The following is a 14305-nucleotide window of genomic DNA, read 5'->3' on the forward strand; positions in this document are numbered from 1 at the left end:
CCACCAGGAGCGTCTCCGCCTGCGCGGGCGAAACGGAGAGCCTGGATGAAGTGCCGCTGGCCGACGGCGAAGGCTGTCCAACCGGCGGGCCGGGACAACTGCGCGGAGGACGGCACACTCTAGAAGCTGACACTGACAAACACTACAAAGCGAACAAATTATCGAATGGTTCCACTTAGGGCGCCCGCACTCCGCGCATCCCGTCTGGACACATCAGCTGATGCGTCCAGGAGCGCCGGAAACTCCCGTGCCGCCTGGGGCCTCGACAGCGAGACCTGGCGTTCGACCGAGCAACCAGGAAGCGGGCGCCTGGCGGCACGGCCCGGCCGCGGTCGGCCATGCCATGGCGTTCCAGCTCCGTCCGGCAGTCGCTTTTACCTCCTCGTCCGCTCATAGGCCGAGCTCAGCGAGGGCCGCCTGACGCTGAAGTCCGAGAACGGAACGGCGGCGTCGCACGTTGCTCAGCCACTGCCCCAGGCGCACGGGGTCGCCTTCGAGGGTCTCGATGTGCCGTTGGGGCACGTCGAGGTGGCCCTCCCGTTCGAGGAAGGACCGTGCGGCAGCCAACCCGCGCTGGAAGGCGCGTTCACGTGCGGGCTGCCGGCTGCGCTGTGTCGAGGTGCCGGGCTCGCGCGCCTGGTCGCATCCCAGCTGGGTGAGGAGATCGAGCTGGCCGGGGTGCAGGTCGTCGGCGCGGGTCTGCTGGGTGTCGAGCCACTCTCTCGCTTTCGCTGTCCCGGCTCTTTCCAGATTCCGACGCGCGTCGTGGTAGGCCCGTTGCCAGGTGAAGGGCCACGGCGGATTCCACCACGGGTCCAGGGCTGTGAGGGCAGCAGTGCGCTCCGGGGCGAGGCGGTCGGCGCGGGTGCGCTGCGTGGCCAGCCAACGCCCCAGCGGATAGCCGTCGTTGACCTCGTCGAGGGGGACGGCGAGGTCGCCGTGGCGGGCGGCATAGGCGGTGGCGTGGGCCAGGCCCCGGTCGAAGGCCTGCTGCCGGGGGTCCCAGATAATGCTGAGACGTTCCAGGGCATGGGTGCGGGCCGGGTCGAGTGCGCCGCTGGTGTGCAGGTGGCGCTGCCAGGTCAGCCAGCGGCCCAGGGGGTAGCCGGAGGGGTCTTCGTAGGCCTGGGGGACGTCGAGGTGGTGGTGGGTGCGGTGGTAGCGGCGGGCTGTGGTGAGGCCGCGGCGCCATTCGGCGCTCTTGGGCGCCAGCACCCGCAGGGACAGGGCGAGGGCGACTTCCTCGGTCCGGGTGGGGCGGTCGAAGTGCAGCCAGGCGTCGGGGTCCTCGGGCGCCAGGGTGGGCCGGTCGGTGCGCGGGTCGGCGAGGCGGGCGTCGAGGCGGTCGTCGTGGGCGCGCAGGGCCTGGACGGTGCGCCACAGCGGGGTGTAGGCGTCCGCGCCGAGGAGATCGTCGGGGTCTTCGCCGGGGGTCAGGTAGACGGGGACGATGAGGGTGGCCTTCTTGCCTGCGCCGGGGTCCTGGCGCAGGGCACGGCCGACGGCCTGGATGATGTCGACCGGGCTGTTCTTGGGGTCGGCGAAGACGACGGCGTCGATGGCGGGTACGTCGATGCCCTCCCCCAGGACACGGGCGTTGGAGAGGACCGCGGGGGTCTGCGGGTCGGTGTGGGAGGCGAATTCCAGGAGCAGGTGGCGGCGTACCTGGGGTGCGTGGCTGCCACTGATCCAGTCCGCCCACAGTTTCTGTGGGCGGAGTTCGGCCGGCAGCGTGGTGGCGGTGTCGGCGAGTGAGGTGGCGAAGGCGCGGGCGTCGGCGACGCGGTGGTGGAAGGTGAGGATGCGGCGCAGCCGGTGGTCGTGGATGGCGCGCAGGACGGCGACCTGGCGGCCAGCCAGACGCAGTCCGTCGGCGCCGGCGCCGGGTCCGGTGGCCAGCCAGTCGCGCAGGTCGGTGTTGTCGACGACGGGGACGAGGATCTGGTAGTCGGCGAGCAGGCCGAGGTCGATGGCGTCGGAGAGGGTCAGCCGGTAGGCGACGGGGCCGAAGAGGCTCTCGTCGTCCATGGAGGCCACCGCCTCCTCCCCCTGGTCGCTGTCGGGGTCCCAGATGCGGGGGGTGGCAGTCAGGTAGAGGCGGCGCGTGGCCGGGACCTGGTCGTCGTGGTGGATCGCCGCCCAGGCCTTGCCGAGACGGCCGGCCGTGCGGTGCGCCTCGTCGACCACGACCAGGTCCCAGGCGGGCAGTCCGTAGACGTGGTGCGCGGTGACCACAGCGGGCAGGGAGGCGTACGTGGCGTAGACGGTTACCGGCCCTTGCTCCGTCTCGCGGATGTGGGCGGCCAGTTCACCGGGATCGGTGGTCATGGGCACGTCGGCGCTGACCGGTTCGTGGTCGAGGGCTTGGCGGGCCGAACACACCGCTACCGCTGGTCCTTTGCGGCCTGCTGCACGCCAGGATCGGATGGTCTGCGCCAGCAGGTCCAGCGTCGGCAGCAGGACAAGGACGTGGCCGCGGGGAGTGATGCGGGTGGCGATGCGGGCGGCGATCAGGGTCTTGCCGGTGCCGCAGGCGGCGATCACGCTCGCGCGGGAGTGCTGGGTCAGGGTCCGGGTGGCTGCCGCGACCGCGTCTTTCTGGTGAGGGCGCAGCGTCAGCTCGGTGGGTGCCATGGGCAGTGGGCGACTTCCGGAAGGAGGGGGCTGGTCAGGCGGCGGGGACGCGGTGCTGGGAGAGGTGGTCGAGGACGTGCTGGTGGGCTTCCCAGCCGTCGGGGAATTTGGCGGGGACGTGGAGGGGGACGGGGTCGTTGGAGGGGTGGCGGTCGAGGAGGTCGGTGATGCCTGCGCGGGCGACCATGATGCAGGCGTGGCGGTGGCGTGAGGCCAGCACGCACAGGCGGCCGGCTTCCAGGTGGAAGGCGGAGGCGTCACGGCGGCCGGAGAGCGGGTGCAGGATGATCGTGACGGCGAATTCGCGGCCCTGCAGACGGTTGGCGGTGTCGGCGCGCACTCCCCGGGCGTGGGGGGTGTGGTTGATCAGTTGCTGGATGTGGCGGGCTTGTTCGCGGTGGGCAGTGCCGATGGCGATGTCGGTGGGCTTGAGCCGGCGGCCGCCGGGGTGTTTTTCGCACACGGCATCGGCTCCGCGGGTCAGGAGGCGGGATGCCAGGGCGACGGTGGCGTGGGCGGCCTCGGCGTCGATGCGTCCGGTGTGCCGGGGTGGGAGTTCGTGCAGGGCCCAGCCGGCGCGGGCGGCTTCCTCGACGGTGGCGTCGCAGCGGTCGTGCAGGCCTTGGGTGGTGAGGGTGAGGGTGCGGGCGGCGGGTGCGGTGCCGGGGTGGAAGGGGGTGAAGGGGTAGAAGGCCCGCGAGACGATTCCGGCAGCCGAGGGGGGAAGACGCCAGGAGACAGGGAGGGTGTGGAGGGTGGCGTCGTTGTGGTTCGTCAGGACGGTGACGGCGTTGTTCAGCGGGTCGTGGGGCAGACCGGTCCACCGGGGGGTGCTGACGATGGAGAACGGGTCGAGCTGTCCGGGGTCTCCCACCAGGAGGGCGCGGTCGAAGAGCTTGGCGATCAGCAGGAGGGCGTCGGAGCGCATCTGGTAGGCCTCGTCGATGATGGCCCACTGCCAGTGGGGTCCGTCGACGTACGCCCATTTCATGGCGGTTGCGATGATCACGTCGCAGGAGAGGACGTCTTTGATGTCCTTGCTGATGATGGTGCCGGGCAGGGTCAGGACGTCTTCGGGTACCTCGTAGGTGCCTCCGGTGAGGCGTCCCAGGCGCAGTTGGGGGGCTGCGGGGTCGGCGAGGCTGATCAGGAGGTCGTCGACCTGGTGGTTGGTCTGGGCGACGATGATGCAGCGCTCTCCGGCGGCGGCGAGGGTACGGGCGGCGCGGACGACGAGGGTTGACTTTCCGGCGCCGGGGGGTGAGTCGACGACGAGGGGCTGAGTAGTGCCGCTGGTGAGTGCGGTGAGGATGTCGGTGACGGCGGCGTTGGCCAGTTCCGCGGGCGGGATCGGGGGCTGGGTCATGGTTGGGGCTCCTCGGCCGTCTCCAGGATGGCGGCGGGGTGGTTGTGCTGGGGGCCGCCGTGGGTCCAGGGGGTGTTCTCGCGGCTGGGGAACGGAGGCCGCCGGAAGAATTCGGGGGCGAAAGTGAGCTCGAGCAGGTCGCCGGCGGCGGGGACGGAGTCGGTTCGGGGTTTGTTCACCGTGCCGGTGAGGGTGGTGACTTCCAGCAGGAGGTCCGTGCCGTGGTCGCGGGGGGTGATGGCGCGGACGGCGAGGTGCACGCGCGGGTTGTGGGGGCCGGCGAGCAGGCTTCCGATGTCCAGGCGTACCGGGTCGGTGGTGTGCAGGGTCAGGCGGGGGCGCAGCAGGTCTCCTCTGGCGCCGGGGACGGTGTGGTGGGGGTCGGTGTCGGTGACGGTGCCGGCGAGGGCTTCTCCAGTGGTGCGCCGCTCGGCCATGAAGAAGCGGTCCTCCAGGGCGCGGTGGGCGTTGAAGGCGCCTTGGGCGAGTTCCATGCGGGCGAGTCGGCGGGCGGCGGAGACGGGGTCGTCCTTGGCGGGCTGGGGGCGTCCGTCGTCGGCGAGGTAGCTGCGGTAGGCGGTGAAGCGGTCGCGGTCGGCGGCCCAGCGGTGCTGGGAGTCCTGGGTGCGGGGCAGGGTGCGGAGCAGGCCGAGGGCGTGCCAGGCGTCGTCCCAGGTGGGTGTGAGGTAGTGGTGGAGGAGGGTGTGCAGCCGGTCGGTGAGCCGGGCCATCATGGCGGTGTTGCCCTCTTTGGCGGCTTTGTTGTAGGCCGTCAGCAGGGGGTCGAGTTCGAGGCTGTCGAAGGATGGGTCGGTGGCGGGGCCGGCGGGCCGGCGCAGTTGTCCGTCGGGGCCGGGCACTTGGGGGTTTTCGGCCTCGATGGCGGCGCTCAGGCCCGTGGTGCCGGGGGGCGGATCGATCCAGGCGAGGAGGGCGGCCAGGTGTTCGTCCTCCAGGCTGCTCTGTCCGGTGATCCAGCGTGTGGTCAGCAGGTCGGTCAGGGCCAGCAGGAAGGCAGAGCCGGGGTGTTCGGCGTGGTCGGCGAAGAAGGTGAGCCACTGACCGAGGCGGCCGACGCTGCGGGCCGGGTCGCTGCCCTCGGGCGGGTCGGTGAAGCGCAGGGAACGGCCCAGCTGCCGGATGTAGGGGATCGTCTTGCGGTTGGCGACCAAGAGCTGGGGGGCGTGGGTGTGACGCTCGCGGGCGGGCTTACTGCGTTTTGCGGGGAGGTGTTCGGTGTTCTGGAAGCTGTCGATGTGGGTGAGGATGCGGTCGGCCAGTTCTTCCAGAAACGCGGTGGGCCGGCCATTGGGCGGAGCCACGAGGAGGTGAGGGCGGGCCGGGTCGTCGCCGAACATGACGGCCAGCAGGGTCGCTTCGGTGCCGGAGCGGTTGAGTGGCAGGAAGATCAGCGGGTGCTCGGTGAGGTGGAAGTGGCCGATCATGCTGGCGTCCTGCACCGTTTGGGACTCGGCTGCCTCAAGGCGCAGCAGGGTGGACAGTCGGCTCATGCGGACTCCCTCAGTTGGGTGCGGACGGTGTGCGCGTGTCTGAGGGCGGCGGCCAGGTCGGCCTGGTCGGCGGCGGGGGTGCGGGTGTTGTCGGCCAGGCGCAGGGCGGTGCCGATGTGGTCGACGCCGCCGAGGTCGTCGCGGATGTCGCTGCCCAGGACGTCGATCAGTCCGTCGTCGCGGGCTTCGCCGCGGCAGACGTAGGCCAGGTCGCAGAAGTGTCGGCAGGCGGGGGTGTAGCGGGTGGTGGTGGCCTGGAGGGCGGCGGTGAGTTCCTTGGGGTCGCGGGTGGGCCGGTCGTCTTGGTCGAGGGCGAGGTCGAAGGTGGTGTGGTCCGGCAGTGCGTCGAGGAGCGGCTCGATGCGGGTGAGGCGGTCGAACTGGCGGGTGAGGGCGGCGATCTTCTTACGGGCGTCGACGACGCTGGCGGTGGGCCGGCGGGTGAAGTTGGTGGGCGTGACGAGGATGACGTCGTGGGAGACCTTGTCGCCGTCGATGCCTTCTTTTTCGAGGAGTTCGCGCAGGGCGAGGATGTAGACGGCGGCCTGGGTGACGGCGGCGGCCACCTTCGCCGGGCTGGCCTGCTGGTCGACGACGGCGAAGGACTTGATCTCGATGATGTGGAAGACGCCGTCGATCTGGAAGGCGACGACGTCGGGCTCGAGGTAGACGGGGGTGCCGGCGACGGTCAGCTGCAGGATGGGGTGGTCCAGCAGTGTGCGGGCGGGGCTGGTGGAGCGGGCTGCTTCCAGGACGGCGTTGCGGGTGTGGGTGTAGCGCACCTGGTGGGAGGCGTCCTGGGTGCCGACGACGGCCAGGTCGGTGTGGGCGGCTTCGGGCAGCGGCAGTTTCAGGACGTCGCGCAGCAGGCGCAGCAGTTCGGCGCAGCCGTCGGCCTTGACCTGTTGTTCGAAGGTGGCTCCGCTTCTGAGGGCGATGGATGATTTGGCGAGCGGGCGGCCTTTGCCGAGGTGGACCGCGATGGCGTCCTTGTCGACGCCGGCGGCGTCGAGCAGGGCCCGGCGGGTGCAGCCGGGGTTGGTGGTCAGGGCTGCGAGGGTGCGGGCGTCGTGCCCTTTGGCGGGGGCGGGGCCGCGCAGTACGTCGAGCCGGTCGTTGAGCAGACTCACGAAGTTTCCTTGGCAGGTGCGAGGCGCAGGCGGTCAGGGCACGGAGCGCAGGCGGCGGGCGGACTGGAAGGGCCCGCCGAACAGCAGTGCTGCGTCGTCGAGTTGGCTGCGTGCCCGGGCGGCGGCCTGAGTGCGGCTGGTGGTGTCGCTTGCGGTGTGCAGGGTGAGTTCGTCCTCGGCGGCGCGGCGCAGGAGTATCAGGTCGACGGGGGCGCGGGCATGGTTGGGCTGCTGTATGGAGGGCTGGGCGCCGGGGATGTTCTGGGCGTAGCGCGCCAGGAGTTGGCGGGCGGGCAGCGGCAGCGTGTCGGCGTCGAGGCGTTCGGCGGCGTCCGCGATGTTCAGGGCGCTGGTGAGGAAGTGGACGCGGGCGCTGAGCGGGCCGACGATGCGCTGTTCCAGGGACCAGGTGCTGACGGTGAGCAGGCCGCGGGCGGGTGAGAGCAGGTCAGAGGTGAGGGCCGGGCACAGGTAGTAGGGGCGGGCGCCGGGGGCGCTGCGGTAGGAGCGTTCCTCGTCGCGGCGCAGGCTGGTCAGCCGGGAGGGGGCCAGCGCGCCGGCGAAGAAGGCTTCGTGGACGGTGCTGATGAGTTTGGGGGCGGCGGGCACGGCGAGCAGGGTCAGGACCTGGTGGACCTGTTCGCGGGCGGGCAGCAGGGTCTGCGGCTCCGGTGGGGCGGGACGTGCGGCAGCGGTGTTCTCGCCGTTGCCGGGCGCGTTGTCCTCCTCGCCCTCTTCGGCCTGTGCGAACAGGGCGTCCCAAGCGCGCTGGATGCGCCGCAGTTCGTCGCGGAGTTGTTTGACCTGGTCATTGTCACGGGCCAGTTGGGCGCGCCGCATGGCGTGCTGCAGCTGTTGCATGCGTTGTTCGAGTGCGTCCAGATGCTCGTGCATGGCAGCCACCCTACCGCATTCCAAGTTTTTCCAGTTTTCTCCTGTGATTCCTGTTGTAGAGTTCCCGGCACTTCGTCAGTTGCCCCTGGGGCAGGTGGCGTCGGGCGGTTCTGTCTGCGCTGAGGAGAGGCGTTCATGAAAGCCCTGCACACATCCGACTGGCATCTGGGCCGCACCCTGGGCCGCCGCTCCCGGGACGCGGAGTTCGACGCCGTCCTGGCAGAGATCATCGCCATAGCCGAGACGGTGCAGCCGGATCTGATCGTGCACAGCGGCGACCTGTTCGACACCTACCGGCCCGCCCACAAGGACATCCTGCGCGCGATGCGCTGCCTCGACAGCCTCGCGCGCATCGCACCCACCGTGGTGCTGGGCGGCAACCATGACTCCCCCGAACTGTTCAACCTGCTGAACTATGTGTGCACGCTGCGCTCCGAAACCGAGCAGGACCGCCTGCGCTTCGTGCACAGCCGGGGCGACACGGAACCGGGTACCGTGCTCGACTTCGACAGCCGGGACGGACACGAGCGCATCCGTCTGGCCGCCCTGCCCTATGTGCATCCCAACCGCTACCTGGACCTGTTCCCCGGTTTCGGGACCACCGCGGGCGCCTACGCGGCCGGTCTGCGCGACCTGCAGGAGCAGTTGTTCACCCGGCTCAGCGACGGCTACGACGCCGGCCGGGACGTGCTGCTGTTCACCGCCCACCAGTACGTGGCCGGCGCCGAGCCCGCGAACAGTGAGCGGATGTGGGAGGTGCGCGAGCCCTACGCCACCGCCGCCGACGCGCTGCCCCAGGTCGCCTACTGCGCGCTGGGGCACATCCACAAGCCCCAATCCGTCGGCATCGGGCGGCGCCTGGCCGGCTACGCCGGCAGCCCCCTGCAGATGGACTTCGGCGAGAGCGACGAAACCAAGAGCGTCACCGTCATCGAGGCGAGCCCCGGGCGGCGCACCCTCACCACTCCGCACACGCTGCGCTCCGGACGGCGTCTGGCCCACTTCCGGGGCACCCTCGAGGAACTCGGCTCCGCGGCAGCCCAGTACACCGGCGCCTACCTCAAGGTGCTCATCCACAGCGACGAACCCATCACCCGGCTCGGGCAGCGGGTCGCCGACCTCGTCCCGGACGCCGTCCTGGTGGACGTCGAGGAGGAGTGCGCAGCCACCCACGCCACCGTATTGAGCGGCGCCGACGCGACCGACGGCAGCCAGTTCGACGTCACCGCCACGTTCAGCTCCTATCTCGCCGAGGCCGGCACCCCCGCACAGAACGCCGACGAGGTCGTGGCCGCCTTCGCCGACCTGCTGAACACCCCCGACACCGAGCTGCCCCACTCCCCCGCCGAGCACCTCCTCGCCCAGGCCATCGCCAGCCCCTGGACCAGCACCACACCCAGCGCAACGGAGACGACCCCATGAAGATCGTCCGCCTGACCTTCTCCGGGGTCCGCAGCTACCCCGGAACCTGCGAGATCGACTTCACCGGAAAGAACCTCGTCGGCATCCTCGGCGACACCGGCGCGGGCAAGACCAGCATCCTGGAAGCCATCTCCGTCGCCCTGTACGGCAGGTGCTCCTTCACCGACCAGACAGCCCAGCTGCGCTCCAGCGACTGCCAGACCATGACGGTCGACCTCGTCTTCCTCGTGGAGGGCCGTGAATGGCAGGTGCGCCGCGTCTTCCACGCCCACCGGACCCAGGCACGACTGACGGACCCGCATGGCAACCACACCGACGACACACGCCCCGTCAACAGGGCCGTCCGCGATCTTCTCGGCATCGACTACGCGACCTTCAAATCCTCCGTCCTCGTACCGCAGGGGCGCTTCGATGACCTGCTCAATGCCCGTGACGCCGACCGTTCCCGCATCCTGAAGTCGCTCTTCGGCGTCGACGAGCTCCAGCATGTGCGCCAGCTCGCCGACGGGGCCGTCGGCCGGATCAAGGACCTCCTCGGCCAGGCACGGGAGGAAGACGCCCGACTGCTCGCCGACCCGCGTGCACAGGCTGCAGCGGACAGGGAGCGGTACGAACGCGCTTGTCTCGATGCCGCCGACCTCGGCAACCGACTGGCCGAACTGCGCCGGCTGCAGACCAAGGCCGCACAGACGGCGCAGCACGCCCGGATCAGCGCGAGCGCCGCAGCCGAACTCACCGAGCGGCGTGTGAGCAACTACGACCGTGCGACCACCGCGATCCGGCAGGCCCAGGAGGAGCTGCTGCACCTGCAGGCCACCAATGCGGCGGCCGCGGCCGCCGCCGAGACCAGCCTCAAGGACGTGACCGCGAAGAAGGAGGCAGCCGACGCGGCAGGTCTGGCGCCCGACGCTCTTGCGGCAGCAGCCCAGGTTCTCAGGGATCTGCCCGGCCGGCTCGATGCCCTCGCCGACGGGCAGGCCGCGCACACTCAGTTCCTGGCCGAGCTCACGGACGAGGAAGAAGCCCTGGCCCGTCGTGCCGACGAGCTGCAGACGGCCGAGGAGCGCCTTGGCGAGCTGCGCGGGCAGGCGCAGGACGCCGGGGAGGATGCGGCCGATGCAGCCGAGATCCTGCAGGCTCTGACGACTGCTGTGCGGCTCGCCGGGGAAGCAGCCGGCGTGCTGGCGCAGCAGCGTGCGGACCAGGCCGCTACCAGCAGCAAGATCAGCGCTCTCCTCCAGGCGCCTCCGGACAGCGACCCTGAGCAGGTGCGGGCCGAAGTAGCTGTCGCACAGGGTGTCCTGCAGGGCATCAGGCGTGGGGAGGCGGCCCACTCGGCGGGCGATGGTCTGGCCGCAGGAGACGGCTGCCCCGTCTGCGATCAGCCGCTTCCGCAAGGCTACCGGCCGCCGCAGCCGCAGGACGCCGACGCCCTTGCGCAGGCCGAGACGGCGCTGCACGAGGCCACCGCCGCGCTGAGCAGTGTCGAGCGGGAACACGCCCGCCATGCCCAGGAGGTCGAGAGGCTGCGCCACGCCCTAAAAGAACATGACCAGCAGGTCGCACAAGCCGCTGCCGGGCTGCAGGCATCGCTGCCCGCGGTGCGTGCTCAGACGATGGATCTCGCCTCCCGCACCGCTCACTCGCAGCCGGAGGCGTACGCCAAGGAGCTGGAGAGCACCGCCGCGGCGGCCCTTGCCCGTATGGCTGAGGCGCTACCGCCGACGGCCGCCCAGCGGGAGGAGCTGACGGGTGACCTGCTGCAGGGCGCCCGCAGCCGCGTCGTTCAGCTGCAGGAGGCCGCGACCGCCTGCACGGGCGAACTGGCACGCTCGCAAGCCCAGCTGGATGCAGAACGAACCTCGCTGGAATCGGCCACACGAGCTGCGAGCAAGGCACGCAAGCAGGCGGACCAGAGGGGCGAAGGTCTGCAGACGGAGCAGCGCGGCCTGCTGGCGAGCTGGTCCTCGGTGCCCGCGCCCGTGCGAGTTTCGCTCCCTCTGCCTTCGCAGCTGCCCACGGCCGGCCACCTGGAGACCGCAGCCGCGGTGGTGCGCACGGAACAGGACCGCCACAAGGACCTCGCCGGCCGGCAGGAACACCTGCGCGAGAGTGTGCAGCTGCTGCTCGCCGAGCGGGGCGAGCTGGCCGAGCGCCATCAGCGCGAGGTCACCGGGCCCCTGCAAGATCTTGAAGCGCGGCTGCAGCGCTGGGCGGACCGTGCCAGCAGCGCAGCAGCCCTGGTCAAGGAGTCCGAACGGCCCGCCCTGCCCTCCCAGTCCACAGCGAACGATCCTGCGGCTGCCCAGGAGTACGCCGTGGCCCTGGACGCTGCCAGCACCTTGCTGCTGGCAGCACTGGACGGACACGGTGCCGAGGCGCGTGCGGCCATGACGATGCTGACCACGCAGCTTTCCGCGGATGCGCAGGAGGTCAGTGACATCTACCCCGGCACCGTGACGCTGCAGGTGACCGAGGAAACTAGTCCGCTGGATTCCGCCCTCCTGGACAGCCTGAGCAGTCAGGTCGGCGCCCTGCGCAGCGACGCCGCGAACGCGGTGAAGGACGAGGAGCGAGCCCTGTCCCAGATCTCCTACAAGGAGCAGCTGGCGGCCGCGCTCACCGCAGGCGAGCGCCAGCTGGCGGCCTGGCAGGCGGTGTGCACGCATCTGACGGACGGGAAGTTCCTCGGCCATCTCACCGACCTGCGTACCCGTGCCCTGCTCGCGCACGGCAGCGAGCTGCTGCAGCAGCTCTCCGGCAACCGGCTGGGTTTCGCCGACAACTTCGACATCATCAGCCTCACCAGCCACACCCGCCGCAGCTCGCGCACCCTCTCCGGCGGGGAGACCTTCCAGGCTTCGCTCGCGCTCTCCCTCGCGCTAATGGAGATGCACGGCCGCAGCGGCACCCGTATGGAAAGCCTCTTCCTCGACGAGGGCTTCGGCACCCTGGACTCCGCGTCCCTCGACAGCGCCCTGCAGGTCCTGCGCACGCACGTCGGCGCCGACACGCTCCTGGCCGTCATCAGCCACCTGCGTCCGGTCGCCGAAACCGTCAACGACGTGCTGTGGGTGGAAAAGGACCATCTCGGATCCCAGGCCCGCTGGCTCACCGCCGCCCAACGCGACAGCCTCGTCCGCGACGACCTGCACAACCTCACGGACCCGACATGAGCAAGCGCTGCACGCCAGTTGGGCAACCTAGCGCGCCGACGCGTGCAAGATGGGGCCGTGGAAAGGGAAGTGCCGCTGACCGGCGGCCGTCCTACCCCAGGCGTCGTCAAGGCCGGCGACACCGTCAGACGGCCGGCAACCCGCGCCTCCCCTTTCGTCGCGGAACTCCTCTGCCACCTCAACGAGCAGGGATTCACGGGCGCAAGTGGACCAGAGCCCGTTCTCATGAACAAAGCCACTCAGCCCCTTCGACTCCCTTGCGGCAGACAGCTGCAGGCCCGTGACCAGGAAGGTTGACCTGGGCGGGCCCGCATCTGCAACGAGAGGCTCAAGGGCGCCCAAGGGCCCTGAAGATCCAACCAGCCTCACGCCAGGAAGCGGCGTTGAGGGTGCCGCGGCCGTCGATCACCTTCGGGCTCGCTGCGCGGGAGGCGAGGCGGTGCGGGTCGACGTCGGAGTACTGCGGCCACTCGGTCAGGTGCAGCAGCAGGTCGGCGTCCTGAACGGTGGCGATCGGGTCGTCGAGGTAGTCGAGCTCGGGGTGGATCTTGCGAGCGTTGTCCAGGGCCTGGGGGTCGGTGACGGTGACCGCGGCGCCGAGTTCGTGGAGCTTCTGAGCGACGGCGAGGGCGGGTGAGTCGCGGACGTCGTCGGTGTTCGGCTTGAACGCGGCGCCCCAGATGGTGATGCGCTTGCCGGCGAGGTTCCCGTCGAGCTGCTGGCGGGCGAGGTCGACCATGCGTTCGCGGCGCCGGTTGTTGATGGCGTCGACCTCGCGGAGGATCGTCAGGGCCTGGTCGGCGCCGAGTTCACCGGCGCGGGCCATGAAACCGCGGATGTCCTTGGGGAGACAGCCGCCGCCGAAGCCGAGGCCAGGCCGCATGCCGCGGCGGCCGATGCGGACGTCGTGGCCGAGGATGTCGGCGAGGGTGGTGACGTCGGCGCCGGAGGCTTCGCAGACCTCGGCGATCGCGTTGATGAAGCTGATCTTCGTGGCGAGGAAGGCGTTCGCGGACGCCTTGGCGAGCTCAGCGGTGGCCCAGTCGGTGACGATCGTCGGCGTCCCGGCTTCGATGATCTTCCCGAAGCATTGCCGCAGGACGGCTTCGGCCCAGGAGTGCTCGGTCGCGAAGCCGAGGACAAGCCGGTCGGGGTGGAGAGTGTCCTCGATGGCGAACGACTCGCGCAGGAACTCCGGGTTCCAGGCGACCTCGACGGCATCGCCGGCCGGGGCGAACTCGTGGAGGATGCTGCGGACTCGGGGCGCGGTGCCGACCGGGACGGTGGACTTCACCGCGACGACGGCCGGGTTCTTCAGGCGGGGTGCGAGCTGGCGGACGGCCGCGAAAAGGTGGCTGAGGTCGTAGGCGTTCTCGCCGGGCTGCTGCGGGGTGCCGACCCCGATGAAGTGCAGGTCGCCGAAGGCGGCGGCCTCCGCGTAGGAGGCGGTGAAGCTCAGTTTTCCGCTGGCGGTGTGCTTGGCGATGAGGTCGTCGAGGTCGCGTTCGTGGAAGGGGGCCTTGCCGGAGTTGAGGACGGCGACCTTGTCCATGTCGGAGTCCATGCCGAGGACTTCGTGGCCCAGTTCGGCCATGCAGGCGGCGTGGGTGGCGCCGAGGTAACCACAGCCGATCACGGTGAGCTTCATGTGCGGGGTTCCTTTGCGAGGTGGGGCCGCTGGCGGCCCCACCTCTGCCCCGCCCGGAAGGGCGGGGTGGTCAGGCGGGCCGGGCGGCCAGATGGCGGTTGATCCCGTCCCGGATGAACGGCGGAATCGTGCGGATTTCGAGGTCCTCGGGGGCGAGGAACTGGAGCTTGACGCCCTCCGCGAGGGGCAGGGCGGTCTCGTCGCCGTCCCAGGAGGCGGCGAAGAACGTGATCAGCTGGCCGGAGCCGTGCTCGTCACGGATCTCGAAGAGTTCGGTCAGGCCGTCGACGGCCAGGCCGGCTTCCTCGTGAAGTTCGCGGACGATCGCGGCGGCCGGGTCCTCGTCGGGGTCGCAGCCCCCTCCCAGAACGCTCCAGTGATCCGGCCAGGCGATGCCGGGCAGGTCGTCACGGAGGTGGAGGAGGAGTTCGCCGCGGCGGTTGGCGATGATCGCGACCGCTCCGCGGGCGGTGGCCGGCAGACCGGCAGTGGTGTCCTGGTGCATCCGGACACCGTAGTGACGT

General features: G+C 70.5%; 9 protein-coding genes. 2 read left to right on the plus strand and 7 right to left on the minus strand.

Annotated elements, in window-relative coordinates:
- Positions 1-390: 390 nt before the first annotated feature.
- The 5 genes from ACIP79_RS40760 to ACIP79_RS40780 are packed head-to-tail and all read right to left on the minus strand — an operon-like array spanning position 391 to position 7535.
- On the minus strand, positions 391-2634 hold the full coding sequence (locus ACIP79_RS40760; protein WP_401232585.1) for a Helicase associated domain protein: 2244 nt from the start codon (positions 2632-2634) through the stop codon (positions 391-393).
- A 34-nt stretch (positions 2635-2668) separates the two neighbouring features.
- Positions 2669-4000 carry an AAA domain-containing protein gene (locus tag ACIP79_RS40765; RefSeq protein WP_401232587.1) on the minus strand — a complete coding sequence of 444 codons (1332 nt, stop codon included), beginning with the start codon at positions 3998-4000 and terminating at the stop codon, positions 2669-2671.
- Complete coding sequence (locus tag ACIP79_RS40770; protein WP_401232590.1) at positions 3997-5511, minus strand: hypothetical protein; 1515 nt, start codon at positions 5509-5511, stop codon at positions 3997-3999. The genes ACIP79_RS40765 and ACIP79_RS40770 overlap by 4 nt, the downstream gene beginning before the upstream one ends.
- Positions 5508-6641, minus strand: a complete 1134-nt coding sequence (locus ACIP79_RS40775) for a hypothetical protein (RefSeq protein WP_401232593.1) — start codon at positions 6639-6641, stop codon at positions 5508-5510. The genes ACIP79_RS40770 and ACIP79_RS40775 overlap by 4 nt, the downstream gene beginning before the upstream one ends.
- Before the next feature lie 33 nt (positions 6642-6674).
- The gene (locus ACIP79_RS40780; RefSeq protein WP_401232595.1) at positions 6675-7535 is read right to left on the minus strand and encodes a hypothetical protein; all 861 of its coding nucleotides are present in this window, start codon (positions 7533-7535) and stop codon (positions 6675-6677) included.
- Between the two features lie 135 nt (positions 7536-7670).
- Between ACIP79_RS40780 and ACIP79_RS40785 the strand changes: the two genes are divergently transcribed.
- Positions 7671-8957, plus strand: a complete 1287-nt coding sequence (locus tag ACIP79_RS40785) for an exonuclease SbcCD subunit D (protein ID WP_401232598.1) — start codon at positions 7671-7673, stop codon at positions 8955-8957.
- Entirely contained in the window at positions 8954-12133 is a 3180-nt protein-coding gene (locus tag ACIP79_RS40790; RefSeq protein ID WP_401232601.1) for an AAA family ATPase, read from the plus strand. The genes ACIP79_RS40785 and ACIP79_RS40790 overlap by 4 nt, the downstream gene beginning before the upstream one ends.
- A 328-nt stretch (positions 12134-12461) precedes the next feature.
- Here ACIP79_RS40790 and ACIP79_RS40795 read toward each other — a convergent pair whose 3' ends face one another.
- A complete protein-coding gene (locus ACIP79_RS40795) occupies positions 12462-13781 on the minus strand; it encodes a UDP-glucose dehydrogenase family protein (protein WP_401232603.1) in 1320 nt (439 codons plus the stop codon).
- A 70-nt stretch (positions 13782-13851) separates the two neighbouring features.
- Positions 13852-14286: an NUDIX domain-containing protein gene (locus ACIP79_RS40800; protein WP_401232606.1), complete on the minus strand. Its 435-nt coding sequence runs from the start codon at positions 14284-14286 to the stop codon at positions 13852-13854.
- Between the last annotated feature and the right edge of the window lie 19 nt (positions 14287-14305).

Source organism: Streptomyces sp. NPDC088747, from assembly GCF_044751025.1.
Lineage (GTDB): Bacteria > Actinomycetota > Actinomycetes > Streptomycetales > Streptomycetaceae > Streptomyces.

Excerpts from the sequence above, each read along its gene's own strand:
- ACIP79_RS40795 (WP_401232603.1), bottom strand. The coding sequence starts at position 13,781 with ATGAAGCTCACCGTGATCGGCTGTGGTTACCTCGGCGCCACCCACGCC.
- ACIP79_RS40765 (WP_401232587.1), bottom strand. The coding sequence starts at position 4,000 with ATGACCCAGCCCCCGATCCCGCCCGCGGAACTGGCCAACGCCGCCGTC.
- ACIP79_RS40800 (WP_401232606.1), bottom strand. The coding sequence starts at position 14,286 with ATGCACCAGGACACCACTGCCGGTCTGCCGGCCACCGCCCGCGGAGCG.
- ACIP79_RS40785 (WP_401232598.1), top strand. The coding sequence starts at position 7,671 with ATGAAAGCCCTGCACACATCCGACTGGCATCTGGGCCGCACCCTGGGC.
- ACIP79_RS40780 (WP_401232595.1), bottom strand. The coding sequence starts at position 7,535 with ATGCACGAGCATCTGGACGCACTCGAACAACGCATGCAACAGCTGCAG.
- ACIP79_RS40790 (WP_401232601.1), top strand. The coding sequence starts at position 8,954 with ATGAAGATCGTCCGCCTGACCTTCTCCGGGGTCCGCAGCTACCCCGGA.
- ACIP79_RS40770 (WP_401232590.1), bottom strand. The coding sequence starts at position 5,511 with ATGAGCCGACTGTCCACCCTGCTGCGCCTTGAGGCAGCCGAGTCCCAA.
- ACIP79_RS40760 (WP_401232585.1), bottom strand. The coding sequence starts at position 2,634 with ATGGCACCCACCGAGCTGACGCTGCGCCCTCACCAGAAAGACGCGGTC.